Raw genomic sequence first — 20,780 nt, 5'->3', positions numbered from 1 at the left:
CGATGTGTGTAGCTAACCTGTACTAATTGCTCGTTTGGCTTGACCATACAACACCCAAGTGGTTTGTAATTATCTATCGAGTGACAATTATGCGTCTGTCACGTACCTTCAATTACTTGAAGGTCCCTTGACAGACAAAACGCGCAATGGTTATTCATAGAATGGTAAGCATTTATATCGATATCACTTATTACTCTTGATTCAGTCAAGTAGTGTGATAAGTCATACCAAAACAACAGACTCATATCTAACCCCCTTTGCTGACGACAATAGCACGATGGCACCACCTGATCCCTTCTCGAACTCAGAAGTGAAACATCGTTGCGCCAATGGTAGTGTGGCTCCGGCCATGTGAGAGTAGGTCATCGTCAGCTCTCTATTCCAAAAACCCCCGACATTAAGTTGTTGGGGGTTTTTTTATGGCTGATACTTAGTAATTACTGAATATTAGTGTATACTTCGTTTACACTCCAGACATATTGTGACACTTGATAGACAAATCAGATTGTGCTTATATTTTGCTAAAATGATTTGACTTATATCATTATAATTGATATTTTTGTTTGGTGTTTTTTAAGTCTGCAACTTATATCTACTTTTAAGACTAGTAGATAAATCGTAGACATCAAATGAAGTGAACACTCACTTTTTCTATTAATTATCAAAAGGAATTGGTAATGAGACTTGCCCCTCTCTTTTCAATCGGTGCTCTAGCTGCAATGAGCTTATTAGGTTGTTCTAATCAGTCCGATACAGCGGGTGACGACACTGCTGCAACGACTGAAACTGCCTCTCAAGAAACAACCACTCTACGTTTTTCACATTTTTGGCCTGCCACCTCTAACATCAGCAAAGAAGTCTTTGAGCCTTGGGCTAAAAAAATCGAAGATGAGTCTGGCGGTCGCTTAAAAGTTGAGCTTTATCCTTCGGCGACACTAAGTAAAGCCGATGTTACCTACGAAGCTGCGGTTAAGGGTACTATTGATATTGGCTCACAAGTCCAAGGTTACACTGCTGGACGTTTTCCGCTAACTCAAATCACTGAATTGCCAGGTTTATCTAACTCTGCTACTCAGATGGGCTGCATGATGCAGACGCTGTATGATGACGGTACTATCGCTGGTGAATACGAAGACTCACACGTATTGTTCATGTATGGTGTTGGCCCTGGTGCCTTGCATACTACTGATAAGCTAATCCGTACTCCATCTGACATGGAAGGTCTGCGTATCCGCCGTCCGTCAGCGGTCGCTGGTGACATTATCGAGAGTATGGGCGCATCTCCTGTTGGTCTACCTGCTAATGATATGTATACCTCTCTACAGCGCGGTGTTGTTGATGGTTTGAGTTTCCCATGGGAAGCGGTTACAACCTTCAAAATTGATGAGCTAACTAAATATCACACCAACCTTCCGCTATATACCTCTGGTCTTATGGTTACTATGAACCAAGACACTTATGATGGTTTGTCTGACGATCTCAAAAAGATCATCGATGACAATTCAGGTATGGCAATGGCTAAAGAAGTCGGTCAGATGTTCGACAAATACGACCAAGTTGCTATTCAAGCTGCCAGAGATAATGGTGATGAAATGGTTGATATCCCTGATCCATTAAATGATCCTGATTGGAAAGGTCCTCTTGAAGCAGGTACACAAAAGTATCTAGATGACGTCAATGCTCTAGGTTTAGATGCAGATGGTGTCTATGAAAAAGCTAAGGCTGCTAGTGCTGCTTGTGCAACCTAATTAACTTGAGGCAATGACAACATGGCATTTTTGGTTAGAATCAGCACTCTTATCTCTAGGTTATGCCAATTAATAGGTGGTATTAGTCTCGTAGTCATCGTTCTTGTCACTATTGCAGACGTAGTAGCACGCTACGTCTTCAAAATGACAGGCGGTGAGTTTGGTTTTACGGTCAAAGGTAGCGTTGAGATTGTCTCTTACTTCATGCTATTTTCCCTGTTGGCCGCTTTTGCAGCTTATGTTGAGCGGTCTCAAATTATCGTTGATGTTTTCACTCAAAAAATGTCCAAGGCTATGAAAGGCTATATGATGGGCGTTTTCATGATCGGCTTTTTCTTCATTGGTCTGGTGTTTACTTGGGGACTATATGAGAGCGTTCATGATGCTATAGAGTTTGGTAAGGTCACTCAAGATCTTAGAATCTCTATGGTACCTATCTACGCGCTGAGTTCATTTTTGAGTTTTTTACTGGCTATTCGCTCGCTAATTGAAGCCATCAACATATTTAGAACAGGCGAATTCTATGACGCCGAGGAGACAGGCGCATGAGTCCAGAAATTATCGGTGCAATTGGTTTAATATGCATGATTCTGCTGGTAGTCGTAAGAGTACCTGTTGCACTTGCAATGTTAGGCGTCGGTTTGGTTGGATTTGGTGCAGTTACCAGTCCTAGTGGCGCTCTACAAATGCTTAAAGACATTCCTGTTGATGTATTAGCAAAATATGACTTTAGCGCTATTCCACTGTTTATTTTGATGGGTGTTTTTGCGACCCATTCAGGTATGGCAAGTAAGTTATTTGACTCTACTAGAGTAATATTCGGTGGTGTACGCGGTAGCCTTGGGATTGCCGGTATTGGATCTTCTGGTATTTTTGCTTCTATATCAGGATCGTCTTTAGCCACAGCCTCTACTATGACTCGCGTGGCTTTGCCGCAAATGGAGAAGTACGGTTATCAGCCTGGTTTTGCTTGCGGTATTTTAGCTGCTGGCGGTACGCTTGGTATTATGATTCCACCAAGTATTGCACTACTGGTCTATGCTATTTTAACCGAGCAATCGGTTGGCGATATGTTTATCGCCGGCTTCTTGCCTGGTATTTTAGGCATGGTGATGTACTCAATAACGGTCATGATTATGGTGCGCTGGAAGCCGCATTTAGCTCAGCGCGGTGAGCGTACGTCATGGAAGGAAAAAATCCTTTCTTTGACAGGTCTTATTCCGTTTGGATTTATATTTGTTGTTATTATTTTTGGTATCTTCTTTGGGTTATTTACACCTACTGAAGGTGCAGCTGTCGGTGCTTTTGTATCTTGGCTCTATGCTGCTGCCAAAGGCATGCGTTTTAAAGGCCTTAAGCAGTCCTTAATTGAGACACTCGCGTTATCAGCCGTTGTGTTCTTTATGCTACTCGGTGCTGAGGCACTTGGGTATTTTATCTCAGTATCGCGATTGTCTTATACCTTAGCGTCTTGGATTGGCGGTTTATCAGTTAGTCCTATGATCGTTCTAATTTGTATTTTGATTATGTACTTCTTGCTAGGCTTATTTATGGACGCCTTAGCAATGCTAGTCATTACTATTCCAGTCGTTTATCCCATTATTTTAGCACTTGGGTTTGATCCGGTATGGTTTGGTATTATTGCGGTATTAACAGTAGAGCTTGGATTGATTACGCCGCCAATGGGTATGAATATCTTTGTGATTAAAGCAGTTGCCCCGCATATCAAGCTTGGTGATATGTTTAAGGGAGTAGCGCCTTTTATTGTCTCAGACGTGATACGTTTGGTGATTTTGGTCGCTTTCCCTGCTATATCCTTAGTCTTACTCAGCTAAAACAGTGATAGCTAAAGCAGTCTAAGGAGAGCCACATCGTTATTATGACGATGTGGCTTTTTTGTGTATGGTGTTTTTGTTGTTTATTGATACAAATTTATAGCGACCTAACAGTAATAGATTTACCAAAAACTTTTACTAATCAAAGTGGCAGATATAGTAGACTGAGCAAAGTTTATGTTTTATCTCTTCCCAAAAGCTGACGAGTAAAGTTATGGCTGTTGATTTTAGTAAAACCTTAATCGTTGCAATATCAGCAACGGCTTTGTTCGATTTGTCAGAGTCTGAGAATCACCTAGCTCATTTATTGCAGCAGTCCCCTAAGAGTGCTATCAGTAAATTTCGCAGCTATATGGCAGCACGCGAGAACGATGATCTGAGTATAGGGGCAGGATACCCTTTGATTAAAGCGTTACTTAATCTAAATGCATATTGCGATACTGCTGCTTTGGTAGATAAGACAATCGAAGCGCCTTTAGTCGAAGTGGTCATCGTATCCAAGAGTAGTCCAGACACGGGAATTCAGGTACTAAATGCCATACGTGCACACAAGTTAAATATCTCGCGATCTGCATTTATATCAGGAAGTCCTGTTGCGCCTTATATTGATGACTTTAAGGTTGATTTATTTTTGACGACCAATCGCGATGATGCGCAGCAAGTGACAGATGCCAATATCTGCGCTTGTGCCATATTAGATGCCACACCTGTCAATACTTATGAGCTTGATACTGAGCAGTTGCGTATCGCCTTTGATGGGGATGCGGTGTTGTTCGATGATTCAGGCGAGCTATTATACAAACAAAAAGGTCTACGCGCCTTTCATGATCGCGAAGCTAAAATGAGTGATATGCCGATTGAAAAAGGGCCTTATGCTGAGCTACTCATTAAGCTCTCAAAATTACAATCTCGATTGCCTACATTGTTAGAGCATAGCCCTGTAAAAATTGCGCTAGTCACAGCGCGTAATGCGCCTGCCGATCTGCGCGCTATAAAGACGCTAAGAGAGTGGGGTGTCAATGTCGATATGGCGTTTTTTTTGGGTGGATTAAATAAAACTGCTATTCTTAAAACCTTTGCTCCACACATATTTTTTGATGATTCAATCAAGCATATTGATGCCGCGCGGCAGTTTGTACCAACTGCCTTAGTGCCTTATCATTCAAGCTCACTCTTACATAATAATAATTATCTAAAAGAAGTTAGGGATGCATCATCATTACTATTTGAGCCTGTACAACAATCTGTTATGGCAGTTACTCAATAAGTTCTTGTACTATTAAGTTCTTGTACTATTTATGGCAGTAATATTTTGCAAAAGCCTACAAGCAGTAAAGGGGGTTATATGCTCATCACCAGAGAATATATATGAATTGGTCAGCTTTATTTGATTTAATCATTGAAAGACTAAAGCAAGTTTTTGGTCTTTATGCTTTTGTGCTTGTCCCTATGTGGGGTATGTTTTTTTTGAATGAAGTGTTCTTATTTGGATTGTGGAATATCTTTGGTATCGTCCCACGCGCGTTAGATGTCGGTAGTATGATAGGGGTGTTTGCATCATGGACTATGCATGGCAATTTTGCGCATCTACTTGGCAACAGCATAACCTTGCTACAGATTCTGTTCTTATTTGGATTGTTCGAAAATAATGCTTATCGCACGACGATAAAACTCATTATCGCATCAGGAGCTGTGACTTGGATAATAGGATCGCCGTTATCTATCCATATCGGCGCATCAGGACTGTGCTTTGCTATGCTTGGGTACATGATAGGCGGCGCACTGTTTGCACGGCGCTGGGGTTATTTGATAGCTTGTATTGTGATGGGAGCTGGATATTGGCTGACTATAAAACAAGGATTGATGCCGCAAGAGGGCATCTCGTTTGCTGCGCACTTTGGTGGTCTGTGCGCAGGCTTATTGATAGGGGCAAACTCAAAACACGATTATACCGCGTTGACTAGAAGACGCTGATGATCAAAATATTTGCAAAAGAGCCTTCTTACGATATGTATAGGACTATCGACTAGCACCACTATGACATCTCTCTAGCCTTTATTCGTACAGACATTAATGTATAGCAGATCATCGGTTGCAAGCTCTCGCCATGCTGTGGTTTGCTCGACGTATTCTCTTACATCAAGAGTATTACCTTTTTCTGGAATGATATAGTCTGCTCGTGCAGGCGCTGCACAATCAATCACTTGTGGAATCTGTTGTACGCTTCTGCGCCTCTCAAACAAATACAAGTTAACCAAATATATATCTGGATCGTCCACTTGAGCGACAGCATTGCCACTATCTGCTGCTATAAAACGCAGAATATGAGGTTTGATGTAAGACCAGGGACGAAACCATTCTGTACTCTCAGCAGTTTTGACTACCGTCACGCCATCAGGTAGCTTAGCAACTTGCTGCGGATACCAGTTGTACTCTTGGTTTATCTGAAAAGCAAACATACCAATAGCGGCAAATAAAGGAATAAGCCATTTAGGGGCGCGCTTGCCTGCCAGCTTACTCAAGTGAGTTATAATCAGTGCCAACCCAGCCATACCAAAGGCAGCAGCTATGGTAGCAATAAACTCAAAAAGCATAGAATTTCCTTAATACGATAAATAGAATTGTACAATAGCTATAGGCTAAAAAAATCACTCACAAGCAGCTGCTGCCTGTGAGTGATCGTTAGTGTAGCAAATATAGGTCACTGACGTGATGTATACCTAGCGGCTTAGTGGTCAATTGCTCCGCCAGCACCGCGTGGTGAACGTACGCTTTCAACCAATTCTTGGATATGAGCTGGTGGCGGCGCTGTTGCGTAAGAGACTGCAAAGGCTACTGCAAAGTTAATCAATGCACCAATCGCACCAAATGATAGTGGTGAGATACCAAATAACCAGTATTCAGCGGTATCTGGGAAGTTAGCAGTTCCGCCAACAAAGAACCAGCCTTTGAATACAAAGATATAGACTAAGGTGCTAATTAGACCTGCAAGCATACCAAAGATTGCGCCTAGGTTATTAATACGCTTAGAGAAAATACCCATCATGAGTGCTGGGAACAGTGACGCTCCTGCAATACCAAAGGCTAGAGCAACAACCTGAGCGGCAAATCCTGGTGGATTGAGACCGAGCCACGTTGCGACAACAATAGCAACACCCATCGAGATACGTGCAGCTAGTAGCTCACCTTTATCCGTGATGTTTGGATTAAGGTTACGCTTAATCAAGTCATGACTGATGGCTGATGAGATAGCAAGCAATAGACCTGCGGCTGTTGATAGTGCTGCAGCCAAACCACCTGCTGCGATAAGACCAATAACCCATGGTGGAAGCTGCGCGATTTCAGGGTTAGCTAGTACTAAGATATCAGCGTTAACGTCAAGCTCATTACCTTCCCAGCCTGCGTCAGTGAAGCGTCCGTCGAGTGCTGCATCTTGTGCGGCGCGAGCGGTATCGACAGCTGCTGTTGCTGCGACTACGTCGCCACCATCAGTCTCTGCTGCAGTCAATGCAAGCTGAGCTGCACCAAGACCGCTATCGTTATAAAGCTGGATACGACCATCGTTGTTAAGATCATTGTACTTGATAAGACCCGTATCTTCCCACGTTTTCATCCAATCAGGACGCTGCTCATAAGTAAGTGCTGGCTGATCTACACCTTGTGGATAAACAGTATCAATGAGGTTCAAACGTGCCATAGCACCAACAGCAGGCGCTGTGAAGTACAAGAGAGAGATAAAGACTAGAGTCCAACCGGCTGTCCAACGTGCATCAGCAACTTTAGGAACCGTGAAGAAGCGAATGATAACGTGCGGTAGACCTGCTGTACCGATCATAAGTGATAAGGTAAATAGCACCATGTTAAGCTTGTTTGGTACATCAGCAGTATAAGCAGTAAATCCAAGGTCAGTGACGACCTGGTTAAGCTTAGTCAAAATAGGCACACCTGATTCAACATGGTTTGAGAACAAACCTAAGCCTGGAATCGGATTGCCAGTCAATTCAAGTGAGATAAAGACTGCTGGGATAGTATAAGCAATCATTAGAACCACATACTGCGCAACCTGCGTGTAGGTAATCCCTTTCATACCACCAAGTACCGCGTAGAAGAAAACAACGACAGCTGCGATAAGTAGACCAGTTGTGTTTTCAACTTCCAAAAAGCGTGAGAAGGCAACACCGGCACCAGTCATCTGACCGATAACGTAAGTGGTTGATGCGACAATCAAACAAACCACGGCAATCATAGCCGCTGTTTTTGAGTAGAAGCGATCGGCGATAAAATCAGGAACCGTAAACTTACCGAACTTACGTAAGTAAGGCGCTAATAGCATAGCGAGTAGAACGTAACCGCCTGTCCAACCCATTAAGTAAGTTGAGGCGCCATAGCCACCTGCAGCAATCAAGCCTGCCATTGAAATAAACGACGCAGCACTCATCCAATCCGCGGCGGTTGCCATACCGTTGACGACAGGGTGAACACCACCGCCTGCAACGTAGAATTCACTGGTCGTTCCAGCACGTGCCCAAATTGCGATACCGAAGTATAGAGCAAAGGATAGGCCTACAAAAATAATGTTAATCGTAAATTGACTCATGCTCTATTCCTCGTCTACGCCATATTGTTTATCTAGCTTATTCATACGCCAAGCGTAAAAGAAAATTAAGATGATAAAGACGCCAATGGATCCTTGTTGAGCAAACCAAAAGCCTAGGTCAGTACCACCAATTTTGATACCAGCCAATAAGGGACGTAAAAGAATAGCGAAGCCATAAGATACTAAGGCCCATATAAATAGGCTACCTAGAATAAGACGGACATTGGCACGCCAATAACCCGATGAATCGTTGTGGTTCTCCATAGGACAACTCCTTTTGCCTAACATAAAAACAAGATGTTTGATTAAAAGCTAACCAGTCATTGTGATTTAACATTTATCGCCGCAAGCGATCTGATATTGTCTACATCAAAGCTTTGAGACCTTGTACAGACTGCTAAATCATAATGACCCGAAATACTGCCAATCAATTGTATCAGTGGGGTGAGTAATATTGATACTCTCTATCAGCTCAAAATTACGCTATAAAGAGTAGTGATTATAATAGCGGTCAATATACTGCTACCAGTATCGGATAATGTTCCAAATCCAATGTGGATTTCATTTTTGGAACAGCAGCCCATCTACTCGCTTGTTAATGACTATACTGGACAGTCATAAACCTATTAGGAATATATACAAAATTGGGTCAATTAACAATAAGTAATTTAAAATTACTTTAACGTAACGAAGTACGTAGTCTGTAAATATACACGGCATAAGAAGCGAAGTATCTGCTCAAAGACCGCTGTACTGTGCTATCAGCTCTAAAGCTATAAAATTAGCTGGCTAAAAATTTTGCAAAAACTGAAATAAATGTTTGTTATTTATTTAGTGAATACTTCTACAAATGTAGCCTTTGACAAAAATCTAGCTAGATTTAATGATTTAGCAGAATCTTGTTCTGACTAGATTTATAACGTGCCATGTGTTATGCAGACTACGTATTATCAGTGGATGAATACTTTAAATGAACCACAAAAAAACCGCCCTTATCATTAAGAGCGGTTTTTTTTATGCTATATAGAGCTAATGTTGCTAAAACTACATATTAGGGTAGTTTGGACCGCCGCCACCTTCTGGCGTTACCCAAGTGATGTTCTGCGATGGGTCTTTGATATCGCAGGTTTTGCAATGAACGCAGTTTTGCGCATTAATAACGAACTTAGCGCCTTCGGCATCTTTAACCACTTCATAAACGCCAGCGGGGCAATACAGACGCGCAGGCTCAGCATATAGTGGTAGGTTAATCGAAATAGGCACTGTTGGATCGGTTAATTTTAAATGCGCAGGCTGATCCTCAGCATGGTTGGTATTGGAGATGAATACTGATGATAACTTATCAAATACCAGCTTGCCATCAGGCTTAGGATAGCTCGGCTGATAAGCATGAGCTGCGCGCTCTAAATGATGATAATCATGCGTGTTGTCGCGGATAGTCAATGGCATCTTGCCGCGCAGTACGTTTTGATCGATGAAATTAAATGCGCCGCCCATCCATTGTCCCATACGGTGCATAGCTGGTGAGAAGTTACGCGCCTCGTAGTTGTCTTGATAGAGCCATGATTCTTTATACATGGTGCTATAAGACACCACTTCATCATGCTGACGACCTTCTTGCACTGCTGCAAAAATAGCCTCAGCGGCAAGCATACCCGACTTCATTGAAGTATGTGTGCCTTTGATTTTGGCAGGATTTAGGAATCCTGCATCATCGCCAGCTAATACGCCACCTGGAAAAGTGAATTTCGGTAGTGAATTGAGACCACCTTTAGTCAAGGCACGCGCGCCATAAGAGATGCGCTCACCACCCTCTAAAATATCACGAATAAGCGGATGCAGTTTTAGACGCTGCATCTCATCAAATGGTGACATATAAGGGTTTGAGTACGAAAGATCAATGACCATACCAAAGCTGACTTGGTTGTTTTCGGCAAAATATAACCACCAACCGCCAGAGGAACCTGTATCCGTTAGCGGCCAACCTGAACCGTGTAATACAACGCCTTCTTCATGTTTTTCAGGCTTGATATCCCAAAGCTCTTTGAGACCGATACCATAATGCTGTGGGTCAGAGTCATTATCGAGACCAAAACGGCTAATGAGGCGCTTGCCTAAATGACCACGGCTGCCTTCACTAAAGATAGTATACTTAGCGAGTAGCTCATACCCTGGCTCAAAACTTGGTTTGGCTTCGCCATCAGCGGCAACGCCCATATCGCCTGTCAAAATACCTCTAACAGAACCATCGTCGTTGTATAGAATTTCAGATGCTGGGAATCCTGGGAACATCATAACTTCAAGCTCTTCTGCTTGCTCAGCGAGCCAGCGTACCACGTTAGCTAGTGAGACGATGTAATTGCCATGGTTGTGCATACTGGCAGGTACGATAGCGTCAGGTAGCTTGGTAGAACGAGTCGCAGAACCGAGCATATAAACTCGATCTTCAGTCGCTGGGACGTTAAGCGGTGCGCCTTTTTCTTTCCAATCAGGAATCAGCTCGTCTAAAGCACGCGGCTCGATAACCGCACCTGATAAGATATGCGCGCCAAACTCAGAGCCTTTTTCGACGACACAGACCATAAACTCGTCATTGCCTGCTGCGATGGCTTGCTGACGCAAACGAATAGCAGCTGAGAGACCAGCAGGGCCACCGCCGACGACGATAACATCAAACTCCATCGATTCACGTTCAATCTCAGGCTCTTGCTCAACAACCGGCTCTTCTTCGATGACAGGCTCTTCTTCGATGACAGGCTCTTCAACGACTGGTGTTTCATCGATAGGCTCGACATCAACGGGCTCTTCATTGACAGTAGGCTCTTTAACTTGCGCATTTTGTTCTGCAACAACGGGTTCTTCAGTCACTGGCTCAGACGCCACTTCGACAGGCTCTTTAGTAGAGTCACTTTTACTAATATCAGTAGGCGCAGCAACACTAGTTTCTTGATCTACAGTCGTCTCTACTTCTGTGATCGGTTCAACGCTGTCCGTCTTAGTCGTATCAAGTGTGGTTGCTTGCGTGTCAGTATTGACAGTCTCGGCATCCACAACTGGCGTTTGCTTATCTTGTTCTTGCATAGCTACTCCTGAGTTCTTAATGGCTTATCTATGGACATTACGAGCGTCGCAATTAAATAATGAAGCTTGCAGCACTGTTAGGACTGCCCGATAAAAAGGGTCTTTAGGTATCAAGTGACAATCTTGCGGTTTGCATGCTTATGCTTTATATATCAATCTTTAAGTATAAGCATATAAAACTAAAATTTGGTTAGGCCAATTCGGTTGAGCTTAGTATCCTAGCATTTAAAGCAATGCCGATACATGTGACCTTTTAAAAACGTTACTCATTATAAAAGAAAAGTCGTACAAACACGATACGCATTTATAACTATCAGTGTTATGGTGACATTACTAGACTGAATGTAAAACTGAGTCATAGCTACATCATAACTGAAACTAAATTTGATAGCAGCAATACCTATAGCAAACTTTAACGAATCATTAGGGAATAATGAGATGAATAACAACGATAGCGCAAGCGATAGCGATACCAAGAACCATACCATTAATGGCGCTCAGACCGCGCACAATGTGCCTTCTAACTTAAATGATATGGAGGCTTTAGATCAGTATTTAAAGGCAGAAGCTGGGACTCGGCAGGGCCGCAGTATACCGCCACTTGCAGACTGGCATCCTGAGCAAACCATAGATATGGACTTAACGATCAAAGCTAATGGCGAATGGTGGCACGAAGGGGGCCATGTGACCCGAGAGTCATTGGTGAGCTTGTTTGCCACTATTTTATGGGTAGAAGAAAAAAACGGCGATTTGGTTTATTATCTAAAAACGCCTGTACAAAAAATGCGCATTACTGTTGAGGATGTACCTTTATTTATTAATGATATTGGCATCGTTAATGAAGACGGTGAACAGTGGCTTGAATTCACTACCACGACAGGCGATGTGGTCAGATTGGACGACGAGCATCCAATCACGCTACGTCATTATGATAATAACGACAGTCAAGATAAGGATAGCCAGAGTAACGAGAGTGCTGACAAGTCAAACGTGCGCCCCTATATGCCAGTGAGAAACGGCTTGGAGGCACTTATTGGTCGCAATGCCTTTTATCATCTCGTCGAGATTGGTACGCTGAGCGAGCAAGACGGTGAGACTATATTGACTTTGCAAAGCGGCGGTAAATCATATGAGCTATCTATGCCATCTGACTGATGCTACTTGTGAATAAGGCGGTTTGTGAAAGGCTTTTTGGCTATTGGTTAAATGCCAAGGGGATTATATAATTGCCTCTACGTTTATATCTGGTAACTATGACTATGATGACATCATGAGTACTGCTAAACATAAAGAGGCCAGTGCGCCAATCGGCTTGTTCGATTCAGGTATTGGTGGCCTGTCTGTCTACTTGCATTTGGCCGAGCAACTGCCAAACGAGCGTTATATCTACTACGCTGATACTTTGCATGTGCCTTATGGCAATCGTGATAGCCAAGATATTGAAGCTTTGACACTGACAGCGGTGAAATGGCTGCATCAGCAAGGCTGCAAATTGATCGTTATCGCTTGCAATAGCGCTTCTGCTCATGCCTTGCAAACCGCTCGCTTGCATTACCCAAACCTACCTATTGTCGGTCTTGTGCCAGCGCTTAAGCCTGCAGTTCTAGCCAGCAAAAGTGCTCATGTCGCAGTACTAGCGACCAAAGCGACGCTAGATGGCACTTTACTCAATCAAGTTATTAGTGATATCGCTCTACCTAATCAAACCAAAGTCACTAAGTATTTTGACCCCAATCTCGTCCCTTGGGTTGAGGCTGGCATGCCAGAGGATAGCGTCACCGCTGAGCATTTACGCCATCAGCTTGACGTGTTTGCAGAGCAAGGCGTGGATCAACTGGTCTTAGGCTGCACGCACTATCCGTTTTTTAGAACCTACTTGCAACAGCAAATTGCAGAGCAAAATCTGTCTATTCAAATTGTTGACTCAGGGCACGCTGTCGCTGAACGGGTCAAGCAGCTGCTGGCAAGTCATCACCTACTTGCGCCGTCTGCTAGCGTTTTAGCGCCCCAATCCTTGAGGGAAGTCGTAGAGTCCTGTCCTATAGACGTTCATACTCAGCGACCCCTTATTTTTTATGCGAGTAAATATGATGACAAGCTTGGGCAACTGATTCAGCGTCTATTAGGCGCGCGCGTATTCAAACTGTCACCGCTCATGACGTATCAAGAGCAAAATTTTACTACTATTGATAGTAAATCCAAGGCATCAACCTTAATTTAGTTAAGATAGAGTCTTTAAAGTGACAGTGACGATGATTTTGGCGACAATAAAATTCACACTCAAAAGCGAGTTGTGCTAGGCTACTTACATTCAAAATTGAATATAGTGATGTTAAATGAGCAGTGATGCCATCGCTGCTAAATATTAGAGGGTATTGTGCCAAATTACCGCTATCACATTCATGTTATACATGCTGACAACGATCAGTCTTTGATTTTAGATAGTGTAGCAATAGCTTTTCAAGAGCGTGCTTTTTTGACTTATGACGTCTCAAGTAAACTGCCAAAAGCCTCTTTATATGGGCGTCAATGCATTGAGGCTTGTGATTATGCGTTAATCATCATCGGTGATAGTTATGGCACCACGCAGCGTACTGGCATCAGTCAGATGCATCTAAGTTATCTAAGCGCCGAGGCTAAGCTAAAGCCGCTACTGATCGTTATAAAGACGCATCATCACGTTATCAGCCTTGAGCCCTCTTTAACAGAGTTTATCCGTACCGTCGAAAAACATGCAAAGTATGTGTATTACTATGATGAAAGTACTTATATTGAGCCGCTGCTGGTACAGGCGCATAATGATATTGTGAACAATCACAAGATCATGGGCAGCTGGACAAAGGCGCGCACGCAATCGCTACCTGAGTATGAGTCTGACATGCAGGCGCCGCGCAAAAGCTCAGTATCTACCAAAAACCAAGACGTTCGCTCTACTACTATCTCCTCTGCAACCGGCCTGAGCCGGCCTATCGTACTGACTGATATTTTTAGTTTTCAGTACAGCGCTCATGCGTATGAAGGCGGTAATCTGACAGAGGTGACCATGCCTATGGCTTTGATGTGGTCTGATATACTCCAAGCCCTTATCAAAATATCGCCAACCTTTTCAAGCTACGGTCTGCAAAGCAGCATCAATCGCCTAATCGCTAGCAAAGCTGAGAGCGATGTTCAGCAGCTTATGCCTAAGGTTCATGCAGTAACGCGCTGTCAAATGACGCAAAATGATCTCAATAGGTTACAGCGGCAATTAGTCGCCGCCAACTGGATTGAGCTGACGACCTTTGGTACCAGGGTCAAGCAAGAGCTTTGGAAGCTTACCTTTTACGCCAAAAGCTTATCTAAAGATCAGCAAGAGCTTGATCACAATCTATAGTGAGTAGCTAAGACTACGTTTTGTAATACAAAGCATACGAGCTAATGTTATCAATTTTGTAGTGAGTGATAGATAATATAAATAATGATTAATGACTAAAAAACACAAACCTATCAAGGAGAACATAATGACTGATTCTAAAAGAGATGATTTGAGAAAAGATATCGACAATCTAGAAAACCAGATGCATGACGCGGATCAGTTTCGCACGTTAGAAGAACAAGTGGCTGATATGAAGCGCCGCGGTATCGATCCTAGTGCAGCCTACAAAGATCTAGACAGAAAAGAAGAAGATGACGATTGGGGCGATGCCACTTGGAGAGAAAACGGTAAATGGGAGCCCAAAACTCCAAATGATCTCGATGATAAAGCTCGTGAGAATTGGGATGGCGACAATGGTGAACCTAATCCACCGCCTATCGTATAATTTTAAATTCTGACTTATTAAAACCAGTATAAAAAGAGCCACACTATTATTAATAGCGTGGCTTTTATTTATCTTCAATTTATAAAATCGGCGTTTTAATCAATGCGTACTAAGCGCGTTACCCCATCATCGCCAACAACGCGGCGGTAGCGAACGGTACTCGCTGGCGCGGGTGATGAATATGAGGGCGCACTTGGCGCAATCGTCGTCTGCCGTTGAATCAACTGACCCATACGATCAGCTGGTGCTGGTGCTGGGGTTAGTGGACGTGCGCCTGCTGGTTGCCCATATTGATTAGTATACTGCGTGCGGCTTGGCGCGGTGCTACCGAAGATAGTACGATAAAAATTCTGTCCTGCGCGGCCATCAGCGGGGAAGATACCGCGGCTAGTTTGATACTGCTGGATGGCGGTGCGCGTATTATCACCGATGATGCCATCAACGCCGCCAATATCATAACCTGCATCCAACAGTGCTTGCTGAATGTCTTTGGCTTGCTGACGGCTAATACCAGGGTCATTGGTCGGCCATGCCGTGACAAAGTCGGTTTTACTGCTGTTTTCGCGCGTAATCAAATCAGATAAATGCGCGATAGCTAAAGCATAGTTTTCTGAAGCATTATAAGCATAAAAAGTATCGAAGTTTTTGCCGACTAAGAACGCAGGGCCATCAATGCCTGCTGGTAATAGCAATCCTGCGCTATTTAAATCATAAGGCAAAGAGCGACCGTTGGCTAACGTCAAGCCTTGATTACGCCAGTGGCTTATAGATTTTTTGTTTTTGCGGTCTGATGCTGCCCAGTAGCCATCAGGGAGCTTGACCTCATAACCCCAAGGCTCGCCGCTACGATAACCGCGATTGTCCAAAAAGTTAGCAGTGGAGGCGAGAGCATCAGGCACACTATTGACCAAATCACGACGACCATCACCATCAAAATCCACTGCCAATTCCAAAAAGGTACTTGGCATAAACTGCGTCTGCCCAAATGCCCCAGCCCATGAGCCTGTCATATCACTTGGCGCGATATCACCACGTTGGACGATCTTTAGCGCATTGGCAAATTCACCTTGAAAGTAGCTCTGACGACGATCAAAGCAAGACAAGGTGGCTAGAGATTCAAACAAAGGCTTTTTACCCAAAGTCTGCCCAAAGTTGGATTCCACGCCCCAAACGCCTAAAACATGCTCAGGCTTGACACCATAGCGCGATTCGATTTGGCGTAGGGTGTCGCCCCATTGACGCTTAGCGCGGATACCGTCCTCAACGCGCTCTTTGTCCACGAGTGCCGATAGATAATCCCAAACGTCCTTTTGAAATTCAGGCTGATAGTTGAGCGATTGAATCACGCTAGGATCTGGCTCATTCGGGCGGTAGTTATTAAAGGTGAAGCTATCGACTCCGCGAAACTTGCTAGAGTTTTTGAGTCCATCCAAGCACTGCTGAAACTCACTATTAGATAAGTAAGGGGCGTCAGGTTTGGCGGCCTGTGCGGTGCTGGCAAGACTGATACCAATAGCGGCAGTCAATAGTGAGAGAGTAGATATGCGCATGAAAATATCCTATAAGTGGCAAAAGTGTCCGTATGAGTAGAGTAATCAAGCGTTCAGTATGATAAAGATGCTTTAGAGTACCCAATCCTATGGATAAAGAAAAGATGTTGAATCACCTCGTTACTTCTTATCACTTTGTTGTCACCTTCTGGTGAGTTTTAACTAGTACTGATATCAAACAGGTGGTTTTATGGTAGTTAAATAGAGGTTTTTAGATACACTACCGAATGAGTTTTTTAATGCAAACCCAAAACCTCATCCAACTCCTTAACAAAGTCACGAATACGATCAGCATTTTTACCCAAGTCACTGCCACCTATACGTGATTTACTACGGATATCGAGCAGACGCTCATCACCTTGGTCTGTAACGCGTACGATAACATCATCTTGAAAGCCGAACCACACCGTCGTGTCTGTGGCTTCAACGATACCTGTACTCGTATCCGTATTGACCAAATCCCAGCCCAAATTATTTACTGCTTGTTCGCAAGCTTCTATCAATTCATTCTGCGATTGTGAGTAAGTAAGGGTTTGAATATCAGGATACGCGTCGCGCTGTTGCTCGGCGCTCTCGCTACCCGCGTATTCAACAGGGTTTGGTGCATCAGCACGTAGCGGGGCGATAGCGACAAACTGCGGCGGATTGATCATATCAGTTGAGATGTCGTGAATGGGAGGAACGCTTTTGGCGGTGCTCAGCATACCAAGGGGGATGATGATGGCAATCAAAGACAGAGTGACCGCTAGCAGGACACTAGAGATAGTCAGCGTCTCTCGCTTAAACAAAGCTTGAATAGTTAGCATAATCAACGCGATACCACCTGCCAGCATGCTAAAAGTAAAGCCTACAAAGGCGCTCCCTAGATCGACAATGCCAAACTTGTACAGGGGGCCTGGAAGTAGCACTAATAAAAAAGCAATCACGCTTATGAGACTGACGACAATTTTCATAAGGCTTCTCTTTGATTGATTCGTGGATCGCTTAATAGCCAAACGTGTTCAGTGACGCTAAGAGCGGCATTAGCATTTAGCGTCGAAGCATTATTTTCAAGCTCTGTGATGTGATAATCATTACTATAATACTGCTGTACTTGCTCACGGCTGACAGAAAATGGCGGGCCGTCTTTTTGGTTTTGATCATAATAAAGGGTAATCAATAGTTGCGTCGCATTACCGCTCACCTGACGGATCTGCTCGCTATATTTTAGTCGCATATCAGCTGGCATAGCGATTAGCGCGGCTCTGTCATAGACCGCATCAATGTGACCGATATCATCAGCCGTTAAGGCAAAGATATCAGCGACCCATAAAGTAATCATTTGATTTGCAAGCTTCCCTTGATAATATTTAATAGCGGAATTATCTGCATGCTGATGTACAGTTGGCGAGATATTTTGCTCAGCGAAGAAGGCTTGCACCGCGGATTCGACCAGCTCAATACCGACGACTTCATAACCTTGCTGCGCCAGCCAAGTCATGTCCAACGATTTACCGCTTAAAGGTACTAATATTCGGCTACCTTTTTTCAGTTTTAGGGCCGTAAAATATTTGAGCAACAGCGGATTGACCTCAGACTTATGAAAGCCAATACGACCCTGACCCCAACGCGCTTGCCAAAATTCTGCATTCATACCGTTTTTCCTAATCCTAAATCCTTCATCAGCGATTATCATACCGCTAAACGCAATAAAAAAGCCAAGCGTATTAACCCTTGGCTTTATCTGTCATTAACAGTTTTAAGCGTTTATGCGACCATGTATTGACTAAACTCTTTACGTAGTTTGGCAAGCTTGGGCGGAATTGAGAAGTTACAATACGCCTGATTAGGGTTTCTATTGAAGAAATCTTGATGCTCATCTTCAGCGGCGTAGAACTCAACAGCAGGATGCACTTCGGTGACGATGCCCAGACCCATGTCACGCAATTTGTTGATCGTGCGATCAACAGTAGGCTTTTGATCTTCGTCCGTATAGAACACTGCGCTACGATATTGGCTACCGACATCGTTGCCTTGGCGATCCATTGTAGTAGGATCATGAGTGGCAAAAAACACATCAAGGATCACTTCTAACGGTACGACAGACTCATCATACTCTACTTTGACGACTTCAATATGACCACTATTGCCGCCGCAAACCGCGCGATAATTGGCCGTAGCCGCATCCCCGCCCATATAACCTGAGACGACAGATTGCACGCCTTTTACCGATAAAAATACGGATTCGGTGCACCAAAAGCAGCCACCGCCTAATACGATCGTTTGCATATTTTTTCCTTTTATTATTAATGTGCGCTAGGGTCTTTATATGGTTGCAACTGCTTGATTTTCAATACTTCATTGCCCAAGCAATACCCATTTAGCTTAGCAGGCATGCCAAACGTAATAAGTAACAAACAGTAATGTTATAATGAGCTTTTGCTACCTCTACTGTCTGCAATGCGTACCAAGCAACGATACTGTCATAACGAGCCGTCTCATGAGCCAAGCCAAGCCTACTAGCAAACACGATACGATCTTTGATAAACCCTTTACCACACCACTCGATAAAGCGGCGCGCTTCTCTTTCGATGAGCAAGTGGTCGCCTGTTTCCCTGATATGATTCGCCGCAGCGTCCCAGGTTACGGTCAAGTGCTCGCTATGCTACCGATATTCGCCCGTCGTCATTGCAAATATCGTCAGCAAAACGACAGTGGGCAAAGAGTTAGCCGCATCTATGATTTGGGCTGCTCACTTGGTGGGGCAACAATGACGCTGGCAGGTGAATTTGCGCCACATGACTTGCAAATCAAAGCGGTTGATATCTCTCCAGCGATGACGACAGAGGCCAAAACTTTGCTAAGTGATAATTATCCTGAGCATGACATTGAAGTGATTACCGCTGATATTCGCGATATCGAGCTTGAGCCTTGCGATATGGTCATTTTAAACCTCACATTACAGTTCTTACCCGCAGCGGATAGGGTAGCGGTATTAGAAAATATTTATAATGCGCTAGAGGAGGGTGGCATACTGGTGCTGACCGAAAAGACCCATGCGCTTGATGAGCAGTATGATGCATGGCTGGTCGAGCGTTATTATGATTTTAAACGCGCTAATGGCTATAGCGAGATGGAAATTAGCGGCAAACGCAACGCGCTTGAGAACGTACTGATTACCGACACCTTAGACGAGCATCATCAGCGCCTACACCAAGTTGGTTTTAAGCGCCATCTGACGTGGTTTCAGTTTTTAAACTTTGTGTCTATTGTGGCGTTTAGATAGGGTGTTTGAATGTCTTGAATGATTTGGGGGAGCTAATCTCGCTTTTCGCTATTATCTGCTAGCTGGTATGAGGCGAGAGGCTAAGTTTTGGCGCGTCTCTTGCTCTGCGAGCCGCCCCAAACCAAGCCTTCGCAACTCATCCCACCCAGCAGGATAACCGCTACAATCGAGGCTAGCGGTGACATCGTTTTTTTTGCGACTATTTAGCGTGGTTTGGCAAGATGGTATCTACGCCTGATTCAAATTTGAGCATCGTTTGTAGGGTGTCGCCCCGCGCACCAATTTATAAAACCTAAGGTATAAATATGATTCCACCTATAGCTGAAAGAAAAATTCACGACGTATTAAAAAAGAAGATAAGCTTACAATCGTTTGAAAAATGGCTGTATGAAGATAATATACTAGAATCTAGTAATCCTAACTTGTATTTTGAGTTGATCTCTTTTTATTATACTTCTGAAGGGAGCTTCAATTATTTCTACGAGAATTTTGCAAAGCACGTTGGTTTTTACAAATTTGAAGCCGACCGACTAAAAGAATATCTACATTCAATTATAAATAGAGATAAAGACTGTGGCGATTCGATTTATATGACATATCACTTCTATCTCGATGGTTATGCTTTTTTTGATAAGATTGGAATGGTATATGGTGTCCGTCTAACAGATTTTGATACCTCAGTAGCAAACGATAATTTAAATAACATCTTAGATGAGTTTTATCCTGACATTATTGACGATGCTAAGAATTTATTAAGCTGGCTAGACGAAGGCAAAATTGTTTTTAAAGCTCATAGTAACAGTTATGACGTTTTTGAGTACGATGACTTTCGTAGTGAGGCTGAGATTTTGCAAGGACAGGCGTAGGATATATTCAAATCGATAACATAAGTAAATGTTCATGT

General features: G+C 43.5%; 19 protein-coding genes and 1 rRNA gene. 12 read left to right on the top strand and 8 right to left on the bottom strand.

Translation table 11 applies throughout. The features are described 5' to 3' along the window. The first annotated feature begins 259 nt into the window (after positions 1-259). From rrf to ACTXGE_RS10710, 6 genes are all read left to right on the top strand, one after another. A 5S ribosomal RNA gene (gene rrf / locus ACTXGE_RS10735) occupies positions 260-374 on the top strand. Positions 375-677: 303 nt separating this feature from the next. Continuing rightward, on the top strand, positions 678-1,748 hold the full coding sequence (locus ACTXGE_RS10730) for a TRAP transporter substrate-binding protein (RefSeq protein WP_435949757.1): 1,071 nt from the start codon (positions 678-680) through the stop codon (positions 1,746-1,748). A 21-nt stretch (positions 1,749-1,769) separates the two neighbouring features. After that, positions 1,770-2,297 carry a TRAP transporter small permease gene (locus ACTXGE_RS10725; RefSeq protein ID WP_317200511.1) on the top strand — a complete coding sequence of 176 codons (528 nt, stop codon included), beginning with the start codon at positions 1,770-1,772 and terminating at the stop codon, positions 2,295-2,297. Beyond that, positions 2,294-3,583 carry a TRAP transporter large permease gene (locus ACTXGE_RS10720; RefSeq protein WP_435949756.1) on the top strand — a complete coding sequence of 430 codons (1,290 nt, stop codon included), beginning with the start codon at positions 2,294-2,296 and terminating at the stop codon, positions 3,581-3,583. The genes ACTXGE_RS10725 and ACTXGE_RS10720 overlap by 4 nt, the downstream gene beginning before the upstream one ends. A 214-nt stretch (positions 3,584-3,797) precedes the next feature. Then, positions 3,798-4,850 carry a 5'-nucleotidase gene (locus tag ACTXGE_RS10715; protein ID WP_443543247.1) on the top strand — a complete coding sequence of 351 codons (1,053 nt, stop codon included), beginning with the start codon at positions 3,798-3,800 and terminating at the stop codon, positions 4,848-4,850. Positions 4,851-4,951: 101 nt separating this feature from the next. Next, entirely contained in the window at positions 4,952-5,557 is a 606-nt protein-coding gene (locus ACTXGE_RS10710) for a rhomboid family intramembrane serine protease (protein ID WP_443543249.1), read from the top strand. Between the two features lie 74 nt (positions 5,558-5,631). Here ACTXGE_RS10710 and ACTXGE_RS10705 read toward each other — a convergent pair whose 3' ends face one another. From ACTXGE_RS10705 to ACTXGE_RS10690, 4 genes are all read right to left on the bottom strand, one after another. Then, a complete protein-coding gene (locus tag ACTXGE_RS10705; RefSeq protein ID WP_317200515.1) occupies positions 5,632-6,177 on the bottom strand; it encodes a hypothetical protein in 546 nt (181 codons plus the stop codon). Positions 6,178-6,311: 134 nt separating this feature from the next. After that, a complete protein-coding gene (locus tag ACTXGE_RS10700; protein WP_443543251.1) occupies positions 6,312-8,180 on the bottom strand; it encodes a sodium:solute symporter family protein in 1,869 nt (622 codons plus the stop codon). 3 nt (positions 8,181-8,183) lie between these two features. Beyond that, complete coding sequence (locus tag ACTXGE_RS10695; RefSeq protein ID WP_317200517.1) at positions 8,184-8,444, bottom strand: DUF4212 domain-containing protein; 261 nt, start codon at positions 8,442-8,444, stop codon at positions 8,184-8,186. A 780-nt stretch (positions 8,445-9,224) separates the two neighbouring features. Next, positions 9,225-10,862, bottom strand: a complete 1,638-nt coding sequence (locus ACTXGE_RS10690; protein ID WP_443543352.1) for an electron transfer flavoprotein-ubiquinone oxidoreductase — start codon at positions 10,860-10,862, stop codon at positions 9,225-9,227. Positions 10,863-11,795: 933 nt separating this feature from the next. Here ACTXGE_RS10690 and ACTXGE_RS10685 point away from each other — a divergent pair. From ACTXGE_RS10685 to ACTXGE_RS10670, 4 genes are all read left to right on the top strand, one after another. Continuing rightward, positions 11,796-12,416 carry a DUF1285 domain-containing protein gene (locus tag ACTXGE_RS10685; RefSeq protein WP_443543353.1) on the top strand — a complete coding sequence of 207 codons (621 nt, stop codon included), beginning with the start codon at positions 11,796-11,798 and terminating at the stop codon, positions 12,414-12,416. 115 nt (positions 12,417-12,531) lie between these two features. Then, positions 12,532-13,482 (top strand): glutamate racemase, encoded by a 951-nt coding sequence (gene murI / locus ACTXGE_RS10680; RefSeq protein ID WP_443543253.1) that lies wholly within the window; start codon positions 12,532-12,534, stop codon positions 13,480-13,482. 156 nt (positions 13,483-13,638) lie between these two features. Next, entirely contained in the window at positions 13,639-14,634 is a 996-nt protein-coding gene (locus ACTXGE_RS10675; RefSeq protein WP_317200520.1) for a DUF4062 domain-containing protein, read from the top strand. Between the two features lie 127 nt (positions 14,635-14,761). Beyond that, on the top strand, positions 14,762-15,061 hold the full coding sequence (locus tag ACTXGE_RS10670) for a hypothetical protein (protein WP_317200521.1): 300 nt from the start codon (positions 14,762-14,764) through the stop codon (positions 15,059-15,061). A gap of 95 nt (positions 15,062-15,156) precedes the next feature. On the opposite strand, the gene ACTXGE_RS10665 is transcribed toward ACTXGE_RS10670, so the two are convergent. The 4 genes from ACTXGE_RS10665 to msrA form a co-directional block, all read right to left on the bottom strand. Continuing rightward, positions 15,157-16,611: a lytic murein transglycosylase gene (locus ACTXGE_RS10665; protein ID WP_443543256.1), complete on the bottom strand. Its 1,455-nt coding sequence runs from the start codon at positions 16,609-16,611 to the stop codon at positions 15,157-15,159. Between the two features lie 236 nt (positions 16,612-16,847). Beyond that, positions 16,848-17,564, bottom strand: a complete 717-nt coding sequence (locus ACTXGE_RS10660) for a DUF1499 domain-containing protein (RefSeq protein ID WP_443543258.1) — start codon at positions 17,562-17,564, stop codon at positions 16,848-16,850. After that, positions 17,561-18,244 (bottom strand): thiopurine S-methyltransferase, encoded by a 684-nt coding sequence (gene tmpT, locus ACTXGE_RS10655; RefSeq protein WP_443543260.1) that lies wholly within the window; start codon positions 18,242-18,244, stop codon positions 17,561-17,563. The genes ACTXGE_RS10660 and tmpT overlap by 4 nt, the downstream gene beginning before the upstream one ends. 113 nt (positions 18,245-18,357) lie before the next feature. Then, positions 18,358-18,879 carry a peptide-methionine (S)-S-oxide reductase MsrA gene (gene msrA, locus ACTXGE_RS10650; RefSeq protein ID WP_317200525.1) on the bottom strand — a complete coding sequence of 174 codons (522 nt, stop codon included), beginning with the start codon at positions 18,877-18,879 and terminating at the stop codon, positions 18,358-18,360. 211 nt (positions 18,880-19,090) lie between these two features. On the opposite strand from msrA, the gene cmoA reads away from it, so the two are divergent. Next, complete coding sequence (gene cmoA / locus ACTXGE_RS10645; RefSeq protein WP_443543262.1) at positions 19,091-19,876, top strand: carboxy-S-adenosyl-L-methionine synthase CmoA; 786 nt, start codon at positions 19,091-19,093, stop codon at positions 19,874-19,876. Positions 19,877-20,181: 305 nt separating this feature from the next. Next, positions 20,182-20,742 carry a hypothetical protein gene (locus ACTXGE_RS10640; protein WP_443543264.1) on the top strand — a complete coding sequence of 187 codons (561 nt, stop codon included), beginning with the start codon at positions 20,182-20,184 and terminating at the stop codon, positions 20,740-20,742. Positions 20,743-20,780: the final 38 nt, after the last annotated feature.

Origin of the sequence: Psychrobacter sp. T6-4 (assembly GCF_052258425.1) — a bacterium.
In the GTDB taxonomy this organism is placed as follows: domain Bacteria; phylum Pseudomonadota; class Gammaproteobacteria; order Pseudomonadales; family Moraxellaceae; genus Psychrobacter.
This window is presented reverse-complemented; position numbering and strand designations above follow the sequence as displayed.